General features: G+C 42.5%; 11 protein-coding genes. 3 read left to right on the top strand and 8 right to left on the bottom strand.

The features are described from left to right. Positions 1-6 precede the first annotated feature (6 nt). The gene (locus OHT75_RS03410) at positions 7-462 is read left to right on the top strand and encodes a SufE family protein (RefSeq protein WP_264725036.1); all 456 of its coding nucleotides are present in this window, start codon (positions 7-9) and stop codon (positions 460-462) included. Positions 463-477: 15 nt separating this feature from the next. Continuing rightward, complete coding sequence (locus OHT75_RS03405) at positions 478-1,638, top strand: dipeptidase (RefSeq protein WP_264725034.1); 1,161 nt, start codon at positions 478-480, stop codon at positions 1,636-1,638. Positions 1,639-1,782: 144 nt separating this feature from the next. Here the strand turns inward: OHT75_RS03405 and cysC are convergent, their stop codons facing one another. The 5 genes from cysC to cobA form a co-directional block, all read right to left on the bottom strand. Next, complete coding sequence (gene cysC / locus OHT75_RS03400) at positions 1,783-2,406, bottom strand: adenylyl-sulfate kinase (protein WP_264725033.1); 624 nt, start codon at positions 2,404-2,406, stop codon at positions 1,783-1,785. A gap of 117 nt (positions 2,407-2,523) precedes the next feature. Then, the gene (locus OHT75_RS03395; protein WP_264725032.1) at positions 2,524-4,248 is read right to left on the bottom strand and encodes an SLC13 family permease; all 1,725 of its coding nucleotides are present in this window, start codon (positions 4,246-4,248) and stop codon (positions 2,524-2,526) included. Positions 4,249-4,251: 3 nt separating this feature from the next. Then, a complete protein-coding gene (cysN, locus tag OHT75_RS03390; protein WP_264725031.1) occupies positions 4,252-5,694 on the bottom strand; it encodes a sulfate adenylyltransferase subunit CysN in 1,443 nt (480 codons plus the stop codon). 62 nt (positions 5,695-5,756) lie between these two features. Continuing rightward, the gene (gene cysD, locus OHT75_RS03385; protein ID WP_264725030.1) at positions 5,757-6,665 is read right to left on the bottom strand and encodes a sulfate adenylyltransferase subunit CysD; all 909 of its coding nucleotides are present in this window, start codon (positions 6,663-6,665) and stop codon (positions 5,757-5,759) included. 62 nt (positions 6,666-6,727) lie between these two features. Beyond that, entirely contained in the window at positions 6,728-7,555 is an 828-nt protein-coding gene (gene cobA, locus OHT75_RS03380; protein WP_264725029.1) for a uroporphyrinogen-III C-methyltransferase, read from the bottom strand. Positions 7,556-7,779: 224 nt separating this feature from the next. Here cobA and OHT75_RS03375 point away from each other — a divergent pair, with 224 nt between their 5' ends. After that, positions 7,780-8,670 carry a phospholipase A gene (locus OHT75_RS03375; protein WP_264725028.1) on the top strand — a complete coding sequence of 297 codons (891 nt, stop codon included), beginning with the start codon at positions 7,780-7,782 and terminating at the stop codon, positions 8,668-8,670. Between the two features lie 110 nt (positions 8,671-8,780). Here the strand turns inward: OHT75_RS03375 and OHT75_RS03370 are convergent, their stop codons facing one another. The 3 genes from OHT75_RS03370 to OHT75_RS03360 form a co-directional block, all read right to left on the bottom strand. Next, positions 8,781-10,499: a hypothetical protein gene (locus OHT75_RS03370; protein ID WP_264725027.1), complete on the bottom strand. Its 1,719-nt coding sequence runs from the start codon at positions 10,497-10,499 to the stop codon at positions 8,781-8,783. Positions 10,500-11,174: 675 nt separating this feature from the next. Further along, entirely contained in the window at positions 11,175-14,765 is a 3,591-nt protein-coding gene (locus tag OHT75_RS03365; RefSeq protein WP_264725026.1) for a S8 family serine peptidase, read from the bottom strand. A gap of 78 nt (positions 14,766-14,843) precedes the next feature. After that, positions 14,844-18,623, bottom strand: a complete 3,780-nt coding sequence (locus OHT75_RS03360) for a S8 family serine peptidase (protein ID WP_264725024.1) — start codon at positions 18,621-18,623, stop codon at positions 14,844-14,846. Positions 18,624-18,703 lie beyond the last annotated feature (80 nt).

Raw genomic sequence — 18,703 nt, 5'->3', positions numbered from 1 at the left:
CCAAAGATGACAATTAACCCCATGCTACAACCCGATCCAACCTTGTTTTTATCCTTGACTGATGACGTGTTCGATAGCGCTAAACTGATAGAACAAGCCACAAACTGGCAAGAGAAATACCGCCAAATAATGTTGCTAGGCAAAAAACTGCCAAACTTAGCAGAGGCATTTCGCCATGAAGGCGCTCAGGTAAAAGGCTGCGAAAGCCAAGCATGGTTATATCATCAGCAAATTGATGGGCAACATTTTTACCTAGCTGACAGCGATGCGCGTATAGTTAAAGGACTGATTGGTTTATTGCTTGTGGCAACACAGGGGCGAACCTCTAGAGAAATATCCCAGTTTGATATTGCTTTATATTTCGAACACTTAGGGTTAAACGGCCAATTAAGCCCATCGCGTACCAATGGATTACATGCGTTAGCGCAAGCCATAAAAAGTTACGCTACCGAGACAAATTAAAAGGATACATAGTTAATGTCACATGACTTGCTCACCCGCCGTAAATTACTTAAAGGCCTTGGCGCAGCAGCGTTATGTAGTCCATTTGTCACACAGCATGCTTGGGCTGTAGATCAGCGCCCCTTGTTTATCGATGGTTTGTCTTTTTTACCCAAAGACATCAATGATGTTAAAGCCTCTCAACTCAGTGCATTTATTGCCGACATATCAGACATTGAAGCCATCAAACAAGCTGACGGCACCACCAATTACAAGCGCAGTTACAACGCCTGCATCAAAAGTATTAAAGCGGCAAAAGCCATGGTCGATGCCAACCCTGAAGTCTATTTACAGGGGCAAACTGGATTAGATATTAACAGAGCATTCGACTCAAAACGGACTGCGGTGTTTTTTCAAATTCAAGGTGCTGATTGTGTAGAAGATGACAGTAGTCAAACCAATTGGAAGCAATTAGAAGAATTTAAACAACAGGGTTTACGCGTACTACAATTAACGCACCATTATGGCAATCGTTATGCCGGAGGCGCACTCGATAACAATGGTAAAGCAGGACTGAACCTCCCTTTAACGCCCGCGGGGCATGAGTTAATCGAAGCGCTAAACCATCGTCATATGTTGATAGATGTCAGTCACTCCAGTCCTAAAACCGCACTAGATACCGCCAAAGCCAGCAAAAGCCCAATAGTGCAAAGCCACGGCGCGGCCAGAAGCATTGTCAATCATGCTCGCTGCTCGCCCGATGAAGTGATCCGTGCTATTGCTGACACCGGTGGTGTATTTGGAATTTTCATGATGAGTTTTTGGTTAACCAATCGCCCTATTCCAACGATTAACGATTACATTAAGCAGATAGATCATGTGGTCAGAATTGCCGGCGTAGACAGTGTGGCCATTGCCAATGATTATCCACTGCGTGGTCAAGAGAACCTATTAAAACTCAATAATGATAATGCCGAAGGAGTAAAAGAATACCTAGATTGGTGGCACAGTTTACGGGCTAAAAATGTGCTCGGTTTTGATGTGGAGCCTAAGCACGTGGTGATCCCAGAATTAAACACCATTGAACGCATGAGCCGCATTGACGATGCCTTAAAAAAAGCCCGCTTTAAATCATCCGATCGTGATCGCATTATGGGCGGTAATTGGCAGCGAGTATTGAATCAAGTATTGATATAACCTCCCCCAATAAAAAAGCTGAAATGATCATTTCAGCTTTTGATGACTTATTTGGCTTCGCTTTTTGTCATTAAAATCACTTTTATAAGCAAATGAGTTTAACGCTAATAGGACATATTTTTGATGCTAACGATAATGTTCAGATTAAATCCCTAATCCAGCCACCATTTTTTCGCCATCAATCACCTGCAGTGCACTGACATAATCGACTAAGGCTTGCACTTGGGTAGCTAAATCGCCTTTGCTGGTATCTATGGTTAACTCAGCTGAGTCAGGATTTTCATAGGGTGATGAAATACCGGTAAAGTTCGCAATTTCACCTTTACGCGCTTTGGCATACAAACCTTTTGGGTCACGAGACTCACACACGCTCAGCGGCGTTGAAACATGCACTTCAATGAATTTGCCTTCTGGGAATAAGTTTCTTACCCGTTCACGCTCGGCACGAGTAGGTGAAATAAATGCAGAAAGCACAACCAGTCCAGCATCAACCATCAACTTGGCGACTTCACCCACACGACGTAAATTTTCATCACGATCCTCTAGGCTAAACCCCAAGTCTTTACATAAGCCATGACGAACATTGTCACCATCAAGCAAATAAGTATGAAAACCAGCTTCAAATAACGCATGCTCTAATGCACCAGCTAGCGTTGATTTACCTGAACCCGATAAGCCAGTAAACCATAATAACACTGGATTTTGATTCTTTTGACGCCCACGAGCGGCTTGATCTATTTCATGCTGATGCCAAACGATATCAGTCATAACTACTCCTTTTATGCCGTAACTCGACACGACACATAACAACTAAAATTCAATTCTTAACCTCAACAGTGGTGCAAAGAAGAGGTAAGTTAACGTTTGCCCAGCAATACAGGGGACTTAAAATGGAAAGAAATACGGCACAGCAAAAATAACAGTCAGTGAATACACCACAGATAAAGGCAAACCAACTCGCACAAAATCAGACAATTTATAATTTCCAGCGTTATACACCATTAAGTTAGTTTGATAACCATAGGGCGAAATAAAACTGGCACTGGCACCAAAAACCACCGCCATAATAAATGGGCGAGGATCAACCCCATAGCTAGTCGCAACCGCATATGCAACAGGGAATGCCAATGCGGCAGCGGCATTATTGGTGATAAATTCAGTCACGATTAGGGTGATAAAAAACACCCCTACAAATGCAGCAAACACCCCGTAACCATCAAAAACACTTATCACACTATCTGCTAAGCTTTTTGCTAAACCTGTGTCAATCATCAAGGTTGCCAAACACAGCGCACTGCCAACAATCACCACTAATTCAAGCGGAAAACGACGTTTTAACTCCGATAAACTCACAGCACCAATAGCAAAGTAGCTTAGCAACAGCACCACTAACCCTTTCGCTAAAGGCACTAACTCGGTAACGCTAGCTAAGATGGTCAACACGAAGCCTAAAATCACCCAGTTACTGCGCTTATCATCCAAACGCACATTTAAATCTAACCCACTGATCGCGGCAAAATCGGTACTTAAATTAGGGCTATGACTGAAGCGATCCCCAGGGGTGATTAACAACACATCTCCAGGTTGTAAAACGATATCGCCCAAACCGCCCTTCAGTGGTGCATGTCCACGACGAATGGCCATCACTGCTGAATCATAAAGTTCACGAAAACGCGCATCCTTCAACGTGGTGCCGACTAATTTGGACGAGGGGCCTAATACGGCTTCAACCAGGTTTTGCCCTTTGGCATGTTGTTTGCCAAACCATTCAAGTCCATCAAACTGATGTAATAACTCAACAGATTCAACCGCGCCACTAAATCGCAGCATATCGCCAGCTTGGATCACCATATTCGGTGGTACAGGGCAAATACGAATGCCGCTACGCTCTAACTCAACTAAGTACAATTTTTTCAAAGCACGTAGACGATTATCTACCACGCTGTGTCCAACCAACTGCGAATTTTTAGCCACATGAGCTTCTAACAAATAAGGGAGAGCTTCATCTTGGCTTTCTTCACGACGATCTGGCAAGGTATTGGCGACCAACATTAAAATCAATAAGCCAGTGATCACCACCAAAATACCGACTTGGGTAAACTCAAAAAAACCGAGGGGTTTAAGCCCAGCGTTTTCCACAAATGAGTTAACAATCAAGTTAGTTGAGGTACCTATTAAGGTTAATGTGCCGCCTAAAATGGCGGCATAGTTTAACGGCAACAATAACTTTGATGGTGCATGGGCTTGGTTACGTCTAACAACCCCAATTAACGATGCTACTACCGCAGTGTTGTTGGTAAATGAAGACAACAATGCCGTTGAAACACCCATTTTGGCCAAGGTGCTGAATAAACTACCTTTGCCAATTACTTGACTTAACTTACCAATTAGCCAAGTTTTCTCTAGTGCTGTGGCGGCAAGTACCAATAAGACTAAAACGATTAACCCATTGTTAGTAAAGCTCATTAACGCTTCATTAAGCTCAACTAATCCTAATAAATAGGCACTTAATAGTGCCATAGAAAACATTGTGGCAGGTTTGGCGGCTCCCGCTATCAGACCGCCTACCAATGCTAACAATATGATCGCTAACAACCACATTTCATTCATATATTATTTTCCAAGTAAACTAATGTCGCGGGCATTCCAGTGAGGATAATGCTTACGAACAAGCGCATTAAACTCAAGTTCAAATGCACTAAACTCGCTACTGACTTGCTTTTGCCCCTGATAGCCATCAACGACCATCACTGCAGCGACAGTGGCATTAGATAAGCGATCAATTAAGATCATGCCGCCAGTATCACGCACTAAGCTATACGCATCTAATACCACGGTTTCGGTTAAATCTAACTTCACACGCGCAATGGTATTTAAGCTTAATGACGTTGCTGCACTGCGCTCAAGCGTATTCACATCGGTGATATATTCAATTTCACTGACCACAGCTTGGGTCTTTTTACCTGCAACTTTCACATCGTATAGCTGACCAATTTGTAACGGCTTTTCATCCATCCACACTAAGTCTGCAACAATATGATTAGCAAGGCTTGGCGCACTATCTGGTTTAGCGAGTAAATCACCACGAGAAATGTCGATTTCATCTTCTAAGGTGATAGTCACGGCCTGACCTGCTACCGCTTCAGTTAAATCGCCATCAAAGGTCACAATGCGTTCAACTTTGCTGCGTTTATTCGACGGTAAAGCCACCACTTCATCACCGACTTTCAAAACACCTGAAGATAAGGTGCCTGAAAATCCACGAAAATCGAGATTTGGGCGCAACACATATTGCACAGGGAAGCGCACAGGTAATTCACTTAACTCACGCTGGGTATCAATCGTTTCAAGTAATTCAAGCAACGTCCCGCCTGTATACCAATCACTTTGGGTACTACGGTTAACCACGTTGTCGCCGTTCAAGGCTGATAACGGCACGTAATGAATGTCTAAATCACCAAAGTCTTTCACAAAATCAGCAAAGTCAGCTTGAATTTGATTAAATACTTTTTCATCAAAACCCACTAAATCCATCTTGTTGACAGCCACCACAAAGTGACGTAAACCCAGCAAAGATGCGATAAAAGCATGGCGCTTAGTTTGGGTTTGCACGCCATAACGCGCATCAACCAAAATAACCGCTAAATCACAGGTCGATGCGCCAGTGGCCATGTTGCGAGTATATTGCTCGTGACCTGGGGTATCAGCAATAATGAACTTACGCTTTTCACTTGAGAAATAACGGTAAGCCACATCAATGGTGATACCTTGTTCACGTTCTGCCTGTAAACCATCAACTAACAGCGCTAAATCAATAGCTTCGCCTGTAGTTCCCATTTTGGCACTGTCGCTTTTTAAGCTGGCTAATTGGTCTTCATAAATTTGTGCGCTGTCATGGAGTAAGCGACCAATTAAGGTACTTTTACCGTCATCGACACTGCCACAGGTTAAAAAGCGTAATAAACCTTTATTTTGTTGTAGGGCTAAATACTGTTTTACGCCGTGTTCTAGAATTTCAGCGGCCATACGGGTAGTGTTATTTACTGCTTGATTCATATTCTTTCTCACTCAATTTGAGTTTATCAATCTGGTTACTAACGTGGTTTTTGCCACGAAAATTAGAAGTAACCTTGACGCTTTTTCTGTTCCATTGACGCACTTTGATCTGAATCGATCAGTCGCCCCTGACGTTCGCTTGAGCGGGTTAACAGCATTTCTTCGATAATTTTTTCAAGGCTATCTGCATCTGAATGCATTGCGGCGGTTAGCGGGTAACACCCTAAGGTTCTAAAACGTACACGCTCAGTGGTCACTTTTTCACCTTCTTCAAGCGGCAAACGGTCATCATCTTTCATGATTAACTGGCCACCTTTATTGACCACTGGGCGATCTGCGGCAAAATACAGTGGCACAATTTCAATGTTTTCTTGGTAGATATATTGCCAAATATCTAACTCAGTCCAGTTTGATAATGGAAACACACGAATACTTTCGCCTTTGTTTACCGCACCGTTATAGGTACGCCATAATTCTGGACGCTGGTTTTTAGGATCCCAGCGGTGGTGTTTATCACGGAATGAATAAACGCGTTCTTTAGCTCGAGATTTTTCTTCATCACGGCGTGCACCACCAAACGCAGCATCAAAACCATATTGGTTCAACGCTTGCTTTAAAGCCTGAGTTTTCATGATGTCAGTGTGTTTAGCACTGCCATGGGTAAATGGACCTACCCCCTGAGCTACGCCCTCTTGGTTGGTATGGGTTAATAACTCAAACCCAAACGCTTTAGCCTGTGCATCACGAAACTTAATCATTTCTTTAAATTTCCAACCCGTATCGACGTGCAACAATGGGAAAGGAATTTTTCCTGGGTAAAAAGCTTTACGTGCTAAGTGCAACATCACCGAAGAGTCTTTACCGATTGAGTAAAGCATCACAGGGTTATCAAACTCAGCGGCAACTTCACGAATGATTTGAATGCTTTCCGCTTCAAGTTGTTGTAAATGGCTTAATGAACGACCTGCCATGATGGATCTCCGTTTGCTAATTAAGGGTGGAAGGCTGATGCATTCCATTAATTTAATTTGTATTACAGTGCTTTAGCTGACAAAGCACTTTGATTAACTGTGACAGCATCTTGATTAGATTGTGGCTGAAACCAATTCAGCGAATCGGCAAGCGTGACCACTTCACCAATAATCATTAACGCTGGCATCACTAAAGCGGGATCGGCAGCGAGTAGCCCGAGCTCCCCTAATGTACCAAAAAAACACTGTTGATCTGAGGTTGTGGCTTTCGACACTATCGCTACCGGAGTGTTTGCACCGCGGCCAGCATTGATCAAACCTTTACTGATCACATCGGCATTTAAAATGCCCATGTAAACGACTAATGTATTATTCGGATTAGCATAACCTTGCCAGTCCATTGGACGGCTGGCCAGCTGACAATGACCAGTAATAAAAGTCACACCTTGGGCATGATCTCGATGGGTTAACGGAATACCTGCATAAGCCGAGGTGCCACTTGCGGCAGTGATACCCGGCACCACTTCAAATGCCACACCCGCCTCAACTAAAGTTTGTAACTCTTCACCACCGCGGCCAAAAATAAATGGGTCACCACCTTTTAAGCGCACAACATTTTTACGGGTATACGCTTTAGTCACCAGTAACTGATTGATTTCATCTTGGCTAGCACTGTGTTTACCCGCACGTTTACCTACGGCAATTTTTTCAGCATTAGAGGGAATTAAATCTTGTATATCCTGACTCACTAATGCGTCATACAGCACAACATCAGCTTGCTGAATAACACGGTAAGCTTTGACGGTTAATAGCTCAATATCACCTGGGCCTGCGCCCACCAGCCATACTTTGCCTTTTGCTTGTTGGCCTGGCATTGATACTAATTCCATTACACTTACCTCGTATTCTTTGATTAACATCAAATATAACGGCTTACTTATTCCAAATACAATAGCCAATAGTTAATCGTTATTCTTTTTGGTTATAAAAAAACTAAAAAATCAGAATATTGCGCTTTAATTAAGATATTAATTTGCATGTAATAATTTGACGATTACAATAAAAAAACAAATGCATTACAAACATACAAAATAAACCCAATGGATTGATCATTATGAGAAAATTAAACGCACTACAATTTTTGCCTTTGTCGCTTATTTTATGTTCGATGAATGCATTTTCCGCAGATTCGATAGTCGATGAACGACTAGAAAAAGAACGCTCCACAGAGGATAAAGCCTTTGTAATAACGCCTCATAAAGCTAACTATATTCTCCCCGTAACATACCAAAGTAGACCTAATAACACGCCTTTCGAAGAAAAATATCCAGGTCAAGAAGTTAACGTAGATGAAGTTGAAGCGAAATTTCAAATCAGCTTTAAATTTCCTGTATGGCATGGAATTTGGGATGACAATGGCTCGTTATATTTTGCCTATACCAACCAATCATACTGGCAAGTTTATAATAAAGAGGTTTCCTCACCCTTTCGTGAAACCAATCATGAACCCGCCATATTTGTTGCATTTGACAATGACTGGGAAATCCTAGGAATGCGAAATTCGATTTGGGGTTTTGGTGCAGTACATCAATCGAATGGCCAAAGCCAGATATTGTCTCGTAGCTGGAATAGAATATACGGTTCTATGATCTTCGACCGTGGTCCTTTTGCTATGGGCTTAAAAGTTTGGTGGCGAATTCCGGAAGATGAGAAAGCCTCATTCGACGATCCGAAGGGTGATGATAACCCAGATATTACTGACTACATGGGTAATTTCGAATTAGAAGGGGTATACGCCCTAGGCGACCACAGATTTACAGCCACAATCCGTAATAACCTCCAATCAGATAATCGCGGCTCAGGACAGTTTACGTGGAGCTACCCTATCCTAGGAAATTTACGCCTATATGCGCAATATTTTAATGGATACGGTGAAAGCTTAATTGATTACGATCACCATAACCAACGTATTGGTATCGGTATCGCATTAAACGATATTTTATAATACTGAGATAAAGTGCTAAAAACTAAATGATACGAAAGCTCTAGCATCTAGAGCTTTCGTTGTATCGGTTAGTCTAAAATAATGCCCATTGTTAGGGCATTCCTATCTATTTATTGAGATGCGTTAGCGCGCATTTTAGAGCCGATTTCAATCCCCTGACTGGTAATATCAACCGTCATTTGCATGCGCATGTTGTAGTCTTTCATCATTGATAATTCTTCTGGCACCTCTTCACCACTTTGCTCAATCATGGTGACTAAAGGCGCGAACATTTTTTCATAATCAGCCGTAAAATTAACCAAACCATTTGCCACCAATGATTGCTCAGCCATTGTATCAGCTAACGTTTGCCCATTGTCACCTGTAAACAGTACTAAATGCTGCCCCTTAATCGCCATGTTAACTTGCACCCCAAACTCAGGAGGTAACATTAATAATGAAGTCACATCAACGGCTTTGCCATCAACCGCCAAGTTTACTTGCGCTAGCGGTGGATAAAAAGGTTTGACCATATCCACTAGCATGGCAGGATTTTCGGCAGACAAACTCACCAATGCATCTAATGTATTAAATGCTGGCGAACCATCAATATCCTTTAGTTGATAATCCATTACGGTTAAATTTAGGCCTTTAACACCGTTGGCCATTCCCGTCATCATGCCAATCATAGCGGGGTTAAACTCTGCCAATGCATACTGACTTTCCGCTAATGCCTGGCATTGATATGTTGGCGTGGTTAAGTCTTTCCAAATGGCATTGAGCGAAGGTGCCAGTTGTGCCACATCCATACCCAAGCCTACGGATAAAATATGCTTAGCAGCATCTTCACCAAAATCAGGGATAAAGCCTCGCATTTTAGTCAACGCATCGAGAATAACCGCATTTTTACTTTCAATAACAACGCGAGCATCAAATGTACTTTCTTGACGAGAAACCGAATAAGTATTAAACCCCATCACGGTTCTTGGCCAGTTATTGGCAATCGCCATTAACTCTGTTTTACATTGCTCACTGTGCAACTCTGCAAACGGATTATCATTTTGTAATGAGGCTAATTGGGTAATTTGTTTTGCCAGCAAGTTACCCTCGGCAGTAGTGATGCCTTTAATTAACTCTACATGGTTCACAAAGCTAATGCTGTCTTGGGTAAAATGATGCTGCTTAGCAATGTCTTGTAATATAGTGGTCGCAGAGATCGGGTTGGCCACCTTCTTAGCGCCAAGTGCCGTTTCTAACAATTCGGCTTGATTGAGCGAAGTGTTTAACGTAATGGTTAGCCAGCCTTTATCTTCAGCAAACACCACATCAACTGTCTCATCTGAATCCACTCCGGTAACGCGATAAGCACGGTACTCTAGCCCAGCTATGGTTGCGGTAGTATGAACTAAGCCACTTTCTTGCTCAGCGCGGTCTAACTCGGCCCAAAAAGCCTTAGCATTGGCAAGTTGCAACTTCATAACAGGCAATGCGCCTAAAGTATAAGCATAGCTTTGCATTTCATCAGGCAGACCATAATGCGCGACAAGTTTGTCGGGCTCCGTCATCAAACTCAAATACTGTTTATAAAGGCTGAGAAAAAACTGTTCATGCGGTTCAGTAAAATCACTCAACTCGTTCAATTGCTCTACCGAATAGCCCTGAGCGTTCCCTGCAATGCTATACAGATAATCTTTAATGGGGAAAGGGGTTAACTGTCCAGAAAACGCTAATGTATCTGCAGGAACATAATCCAAAATTGGATTTAGCGCGACTGTGTTAGATTGCTGGCTAAAATAATATCCACCTGCACCAACGGCTAATATTGCCACTGCAACGGCCATTTTATTCATTTATAAACTCCAATTTATTCACTTATTAACTCTTCCATGAGATCTTCCATGAGAGTCACGTGGATTATCTATTCTACCAATCACGATAAGTCAGTGATCAAAATAGCGTAGGAAAACACTTGAGAATAAGGCAGATGCTTTTCGATAAGTAGTTATTCTACAATCAAAAAATCTAACGCTGTTATCGAGTGTTTTATCAAGCTAGGGTGCTCAGTTATTTATTACGATTGGTATTAGTCAAAGTACCTACTTTGAAATCGCCAAAGACATAGGTAAACGAATCAATAATTTAACATCAATTCAATCTTAACGCATTAGTCCCAAGCCTCTATTTAAGGATCATAAATAAATACCAAACAGCGCTTTGTAGCGTTAATTGGGTTAAAAATAGCCGCTGAAGAGAGATATATTGGCTACGTTTTATGGTGATAGGGACGATTGTTCGAAGTCTTTGGAAGATGGCTTAGCTGAAAATGACGTAAATTTTCAAGGTTAATACACATATACATTTAATAGCATATATGGCTCGACTAAATCATCCTTGATTTAAATGCTTGTACCGCACCATTAGCAAAGCTCACCTACTAAAGTAGGTGGTTTAGGACTGAAAATAAAAAGCCGAGTATCTAAGATACTCGGCTTGAAAAAACGATGCTGATGCGACTATAAGATTACTTATTTAACACGTATTGCACCACGCTGACGTAAGCCAGCAGCGAGCATGATGAGTAACCACCCCATGCCCATGGCACCGCCACCGCTACTGTTACCCGGTTCGACTGGAACAACCACTTCAGGAGCGGCTGCCACCGTTAAGGTAAATTCACTTGCGACAGAAAACTCTGCATCACTGGCAGTGACAACCACCTCAAAGGTACCGGTTTGGGTTAAGGTGCCTGATAATGTCATGCCATCAATGCTTAATGCATCTAAGCCTGACACGCTATAGCTCAGTTCATCATTCTCAGCATCAGCAAATACATTGCTCAAATCAACACTAAAATCGATGCTACCAGAAGCCGTAAGCTGAGTCTCAATATTGCTAAGTGGGTTAGCAACTGTAGGAGCGGTATTCACAGGAATATCTACCGGTGCTAAGCCCTCAACTTTGATTAAAGTTCCACCAACGTTTCGTTTTAAATTCGCTGTTGTACCTAATTCAAGCAAACCGTAGTAAACCTCGCCTTCTTCTAGTGGGGTTAAAGCTTGACTGTCATCTAAATAACCATTTACAGCAAGGTTAATATCAAACTTTTCATCTTGGGCAACCGTGCTGGGGGCGTCAATATCAAAGCTAGCCACACTGCTATAGTTAACCTGAGTTAAGCGAACGGTAACATCGTCGGGTAGATCGTCTGTTGAGCCTTTAAAGTTATGTGCAAGTATCCAATAGTTACCGGATTTAGGACGCTCAATAATACACTTCTCGTTAGAGTCTTCTTGACCGCTGACACACACTAATGAGTAAAACAGCTCATAAGCATTCGCTTTACCATCATTGTCTTCATCGATACCCACATATAAGTCCATGTCCGGTGAAGTTGTGTCGGTGATCTCAACAATTAAACGTTTAGTGTAGGGTTTAACCACTGTAGTTGAAGTGAACAACACCTCTTGATTATAAGCAGGGCTATTACGTTCCGCGTCATTAGACGCACCAATAGCTGAGCCTGTTACGCTTTGTGATTTGAATAGACCAAAACCTTTCACCTGCAAGCCATTACTGCCCGAGGTAACGATATCTTCAATCGCAATCTTATTATCAAGGTTATTTAGCTTGGCCGAAACACTATCAACCATTTGTCCAGCTTTGAAACCAATGGTGGCTTGCAAGTGAGTATCACTCATACTTGCATCAGCATTTTTAAGGTTAATATAGCCATTTACCCACTCATCAACCAAATCAATATTAGCAATGGCTTTAATCGTCAACACTTGCGATTCGCCAGCATTTAATGAAAATTGTGCAGGGGTGACTTGTAAACTAAAACCCTCATTTAAGTATTCATAATCCACTGTCCAGCTACTGCTTTTGGTCGCAGTTACGGTACGTGTCCAGGTGCAATTTGAAATACACTCATTGTTGACCATCGAGCTAGTATTCAAATCACCAGGATTTCCGCCTGTTTCAGGGTTAGCATCAAGGTATTCTTGCTTGCTGATATCCATAATTAACCCCGCGTTAACCGCATGGTTAATTCTTAGGCTACCGGCTCCCTGAGCAAAGAAGTTTGAACGAACATTAACACCGTCAGCATCATCATCTTGATAGGTGACTTGATGTGCCGTCGACATAATTGCCGATTGCGCCTGTGCTGGAGTCCAATCTGGATGAGTGGCTTTGATTAATGCTAGCGCGCCCGCTACGTGCGGACTTGCCATAGACGTACCTGAAAATGACACATATGAAATATGGCCAGTTTGATCTTTAAAGACACGATCTTCAGCGTTTGCAGCATAAATATTCACCCCAGGTGCGGCTATATCTGGTGCAAAAATGTTTGGATAAGGTAAGTTAGGACCCCGTGAGCTAAATGACCCTGCAATATCACCTAAAGCATCATTTGTCGCTGTCACACTGGCTTCAATGGTTGCTTGATGGCCGCTACCACTTGCTAACCAATCGGTTAATAACTTGCCATCGGTGTCGTTTAAATGGATCGCGGGTATCACATGGTTGTCATCGTTAACGGTATCGGCACCGCCCGTTAAATTGATTAAAATCATACCGCCAGCACCGCCATCTCTGACAATGATACCTTTACGCACACGGGCATTTAAACCTCGTTCACACACAACTATTTGATCGGCAGTAAAAGTATTTTCAGCAAAAGGTTCGGTACACATAGCGTTGGCTTCATCATAATCTTTAGCCTGAACGACTTTGCCCGTAAAACCTTTCGTAATAGAACGACCTGTTAGTGGAGCAAGAATCGTTTCACCGCCCATAAAGCTCACAGCCTTTGAATTAAAAGTCAGGTTATGGGTGTAAGCGGCGACAGTGGTCACCCAAGGCGAGTTGCCTGGTGAACCAATTGTGCTTGCGGTTGGTCCCGCATTACCCGCTGCGGTAGCGACATGGATACCCGCTTCACGTGCATTCAGAAATGCTTCTGTACTCACAGAGCTCCAAGGATCTGTCGCGGCCCCACCAACTGAGTAATTCAATACTTGAATGCCGTTAGCAATGGCATGCTCAAGCGCTTGAATCGTAAACTCTGGATAACAAGACCCCACATCATCACATACTTGATATGACACAATGTTGGCATGGGGGGCAACGCCACTGATAACTGGAAATTCAAAGGCGCTTTTTTCAGCAATCAAAGTGCCGTCTTCTTCTTCGACTTCTAAATAATAATTCACGTTTTTAACAACATTACCGGCAGCCGTCGAAGCAACGTGAGAGCCATGACCATGAAAGTCATAACCTATTTTGGCTTTTTGTTCTAAATTATCATATGAAGGATCATCAAGGTTATCTGCGGTCGCCGCTCGATAATCGACTAAATCGGCATAACTAATAATACCGATCAATTTGTTATTACAGAATTCAGGGTACTGCTGACAGTCACCAAAATACTGGTTTTCACCTAACGGGTTAGTATGGGCATAACCATCATCACCCACCGCTTTAAATGAAGGGTGCGAGGCATTAATGCCGGTATCCATAATACCAACGATCACCCCTTCGCCCTGAGAACCTGGCATGCTATTAACGCCCTGCCATACTTTTTTCGCGCCAATAAACTCTGGCCCTGTCGAGGTATGAATAAAGTGCATGCCAACAGGCTCTACACTCAATACATCTTTATCTTTTAAAATGGTGCTTACTTCACTGGCATCTAATTTCACTGCGACAGCATTGGCAACTACCTGATATTGCTGCGATGGCTTTAAAGTACGGTTGATTTTAGTGCTCAACCTCTGCGTAATTTGAGTTTGTTTGTTTTCAAGATAATGCTGATAACTCACACTTGCCGGTGACTTAAGATTTAATACACCGTTGGTGGTTTTATTGGATTTATTGGCTTTAATGCTTGTTGCACTATAGCCTGCAACCGAACCATCGTAGCTAGCGACGGCGCTATCTTTAAAGCGAACAAAATACATACCATCTGTACGAATTTTACTGGCGCGTTCTAGTTTTATTTTTTCTTGGCCAGGATTAATGGTGTTAAGTGACTTACCTGAATCTGCATAACTTGAAAATGCGAACACGGTACTCACAGCACTAAGAACCAAATATTTACGGCTATTTTTCATTTGATTACCTATCTTTTGCTATACAAAGGGAAAGCCCAATCAGGCTTTCCCTTGCTATGGATTAATTAATTAACCCGATTAGAAACGACGACGGAATGCAACTAACCCAGCAAACAGCAGTGACAGCATACCTAAGCTACCGCCACTGTCACTTTCTGGTTCAAATGAAGATTCAACCATTAGGGTATGGCTTACCTCATGCTCACCATCAGAAGCGGTCACAGTAAACTGGTGGCTTCCCTCTGTATCAAGTTGACCAGAAACTTCCGTACCTGTAATTGATAACGCAGAGAAACCTGACCCCGCCACTGTGTAGCTAAGAGGATTGTTTTCAGCATCCGTGAATAAACCACCAATATTGAGGGTAAAGCTGGCGCTTTCACCTTGCTTAAAGGTTAATTGAGGCGTTGGCAATGATGCTGCTACCTCTTCATTCACCACAGGAGCGATATCATTCACATCATTAACCATTACCTTAATGGTTTCTGTTTCACCAACACTATTACCTAGTTGCGCTGTCAGCTTAATCGCGAACTCATGATTGTTTTCATAATCAATCGCATCAGGATTAACCACATACAACTCATGTGTCTGTTGATTAACAGCAAATGGTGTTCCAACAAGAGTATTAGTAATGTGCAGTAAGAATGCTTCCCATTCAGTCGATCCGTAGCTGAAGAAGCCTTGAGTATCAAGCTCTACTTTACCGACGATGGTGCCCGCGGGTGCATTTTCTTCAACATAGAAAACTTGGCCAGCTTGCGCTTTTGCAACAACATTACCATCTTCATCAAGCAGCGAATTATTACCTACTTGCATAAAGTCATCATTGACGCTCATCACCATGAACTCGACAGGTTTAGGGGTATCACCAATACCACCTTGGCCCACTGCGCCAACCGAGGCGATGTAAACTTCTTCACCAGGTTGTGCGGTAAAGGTTTGTTTAAAGGCCAAATCACCCACGGCTTGATCTTCCGACTTCGTAGCAAAACCAACATGCACCGTACGATCATTGGCTAAGTCGGTACAAACTTGCTCATTGGTCATCCAATCAAAATAGCAAGATTGTTCAACTGAGTAAGTGCCACCTCTAATTGGGTTAAACTGTGCGATAGGCTCATTTATCTCTTTACCCGTGTGGCGATCGGTTTGGATGTGGAAACCAAAGTTTTGGTCGAAATCTTCCACACTATCAAGCTCATGGTGGTACATTTCATCTAAACAAACTTGTGAAATCACGTTTTTACCGTTATTGGCAAAATAGGTCGGTAGTTTTGACTCTTTCATGCGACCATTTGGATTACTCCAGTCATATGGAATATTGTAATCAATCACATAAGTAACTGGCTGACCTTTGGTATTTAACGAAACACGGGGTTGGTTTACCTGTAAAGCTTCATCCCAAATAGAACCATCAGCAAAACTTTTATCCCAACCATTGTCTTTAACGACAGACTCTAAAAATAAGTCATATGCAAATAGTTGTGGACCTCTATCCTGATAATTAGCAATAGCCACATCAGCACGGTCAAACAAACTCACCGCAATGTTTAACTTTTTGCCACTACTACACATAGGCTCATCAAAAATTGCGCCACCGACCGCTTTAATCTTATGCCCTTTTACATTTTCAAGATCTGAACGGACTGAGCGATTTTGCAGTATTAACGGGTAAGCTTGGAAGGTCGTTGCTGTTTTTGAATTATTAACAAACGAAGCCACATAGGCTAGATAGCCACCATTTCCAAATTGGTCATCAGCATAAAGTTCACGACCCCAAGCTAGGTGATTGTATTCAGTTTGAAAGGTATCAGGGTTCCAACCTAAATATGTTGGGAACTCAATGGCGTTTGGGCGCTTAGTAATTGTGGTGTTATTACGTGCTTTGATCATCCAACCTAAATTGAGTTCAGGGTTACCTTCAGATACAAGGCTGATATAACCATTTAACTCAGTTGCTTTAAGTTTTTCATCCACATGATCTGTTGTCATCACTAATGGCCACTGAGGCAACTTACTGCCATCAACCATCATAGTGACAGGAATAACCACACTTGAATGAGCAGGAATACTGACAGATTCTGGTAAGCTGAGTGTTAACGCTGCATGGGCGGCTTTATCACCCACCATTTTGAACGAAACCTCATAGGTTTGTGCCGTATCAGATAAGTTACGTAAGGTAATATTTTTTTGTACCGTTACGCTATCAGCAACTTCATGCATACCAAACTGAACATAAGGCTGACTAGATGTTGATTCCCACGCAACAACAGGTGAGCTAATCGCTGCATCGATGTTTTCAACACCATGACCGATAGAATAAATTTCAGCAGGTGTAACACCATCACTTTCTAAAATGCTATTGATATTTGCAGTATTTGCTAATATTGCTTTGATTTCTGCAGGGCCAAAACCAGGGAACTGGCTCTTTATAACTGCAGCTGCCGCGGCGATTCTAGCAACACCTGCCATAGAGTCTGAACGTAGACCTAATTTAGCCGCTGTTTCATCAGCATTAGAGATTTTTGCCACAGGTTGATTATCGGTGAAGGTGACAATTTCAGGTTTTAAGGTTTGTGAACCGCGCACTGGCCCCATAGCTGCCCATTCAGGCACAACCAAGGTTTCACCATCGTCAGCAAACTTGACCGCACCCACAGTGATGGCAGAAGTCGCACTACCTTCCGCTGAAATCCAGTTACGGTGTTTAGCTTCAGCATCGCCATAAAGTGAATACTCGGCAAGATTTCCCGCATGAGTGATAACGGTAACACCTTGGGCTGAAACACGCTCAATGAGTAACTGAAGTAGGCTGACTGAGGCATTGCCATCAATATCAAAGAAAGCACCAGCACCTGATGCTTCTAATAATGCAATATCAATACGATCACTGATATCACCATCTTGGTTTGGATCAAGCGCGTGTTCAAATGCACTGATAATTTTATCCAGTGTTGGACCCGCTGCTGTAATATACGACGGATCCCAGCTAGCGCCTGATACGTTTGAGACTTTATAAGCATGCAGCTTTGCCCCTGGTGCAAGTTGATGCACGATACTGGCAAGTTCAGTCCCCATACCTGTTGGGTAGACCCAACCATCCCAAGATTCATAACTCAAATTTTGATCAATAGGGTTGGCATCATTACCATAGTTTTCACTTGAAAAATCCCAGCCACCAGCCACAACCGAGGTAGGAAAACCACTGTATTCGATTGCGCCGTTCTCAAGCGCTTCTAGATAACTTCCTGCAGGAGGTGGCGTTTCAGGATCGTTATCCTCACCATAAACACCTGAACCGCCAAAAATAGGTAAGGTATAGTCTATACCTGTAGAAATGATAGCAACATTAACACCCGTGCCAGCTGACTCATTGCCAGTGTAAGGAGTAAGTAAGGCAACTTCTTCATCCGCCATTACCGAAACATTTTGTTCCACAGCTTTGACGTTCTGGGTAAATTTAACGCTTGAGGTATTATTAGCATTAAATACTTGCTGCACGGCTTCCAGTGCTTTGACTTGCCCGATAGCACTAGATTGTAGTTCTACATTAATCATGCTAGCAACCAAGCTAGAACGAGCAACCAGTTTAGCCTGTGGGTCAATCGCTTTAATTTTATTGAATACTTGATCTTGGAATTTAGCAACTTCAGCTAAACGTTGCTTATAGTTTAGCTTGTTGCCTTGAAGTTCAATGGCGGCAGCACTGTTTAAATACAATGCATAAGTTGTGCGTTCTTGTTGCTGAACACCAGTAAATGCTGAAACAGAATCCGTTTGAATCTCAGCCTGTAGGGCGCCAGACAAAATGGCAGTGGAGACGCATAATGCGAGTGTGCATTTTTTAAATTTCATTTCCATTCCTTCATGTTATTTTTGTAATTAACCTCTGTTACAAGGCCTTAACCAATTAATAACGTGATGGAGATGAAGCC

The sequence above is a fragment of the Shewanella subflava genome (assembly GCF_025971955.1).
In the GTDB taxonomy this organism is placed as follows: domain Bacteria; phylum Pseudomonadota; class Gammaproteobacteria; order Enterobacterales; family Shewanellaceae; genus Shewanella; species Shewanella subflava.
This window is presented reverse-complemented; position numbering and strand designations above follow the sequence as displayed.

What these genes read in the sequence shown, in the direction of transcription:
- OHT75_RS03360 (WP_264725024.1), bottom strand. Translation starts at nt 18,623, where the DNA reads ATGAAATTTAAAAAATGCACACTCGCATTATGCGTCTCCACTGCCATT.
- OHT75_RS03370 (WP_264725027.1), bottom strand. Translation starts at nt 10,499, where the DNA reads ATGAATAAAATGGCCGTTGCAGTGGCAATATTAGCCGTTGGTGCAGGT.
- cysD (WP_264725030.1), bottom strand. Translation starts at nt 6,665, where the DNA reads ATGGCAGGTCGTTCATTAAGCCATTTACAACAACTTGAAGCGGAAAGC.
- OHT75_RS03375 (WP_264725028.1), top strand. Translation starts at nt 7,780, where the DNA reads ATGAGAAAATTAAACGCACTACAATTTTTGCCTTTGTCGCTTATTTTA.
- OHT75_RS03365 (WP_264725026.1), bottom strand. Translation starts at nt 14,765, where the DNA reads ATGAAAAATAGCCGTAAATATTTGGTTCTTAGTGCTGTGAGTACCGTG.
- cysN (WP_264725031.1), bottom strand. Translation starts at nt 5,694, where the DNA reads ATGAATCAAGCAGTAAATAACACTACCCGTATGGCCGCTGAAATTCTA.
- OHT75_RS03410 (WP_264725036.1), top strand. Translation starts at nt 7, where the DNA reads ATGACAATTAACCCCATGCTACAACCCGATCCAACCTTGTTTTTATCC.
- cysC (WP_264725033.1), bottom strand. Translation starts at nt 2,406, where the DNA reads ATGACTGATATCGTTTGGCATCAGCATGAAATAGATCAAGCCGCTCGT.
- cobA (WP_264725029.1), bottom strand. Translation starts at nt 7,555, where the DNA reads ATGGAATTAGTATCAATGCCAGGCCAACAAGCAAAAGGCAAAGTATGG.
- OHT75_RS03405 (WP_264725034.1), top strand. Translation starts at nt 478, where the DNA reads ATGTCACATGACTTGCTCACCCGCCGTAAATTACTTAAAGGCCTTGGC.
- OHT75_RS03395 (WP_264725032.1), bottom strand. Translation starts at nt 4,248, where the DNA reads ATGAATGAAATGTGGTTGTTAGCGATCATATTGTTAGCATTGGTAGGC.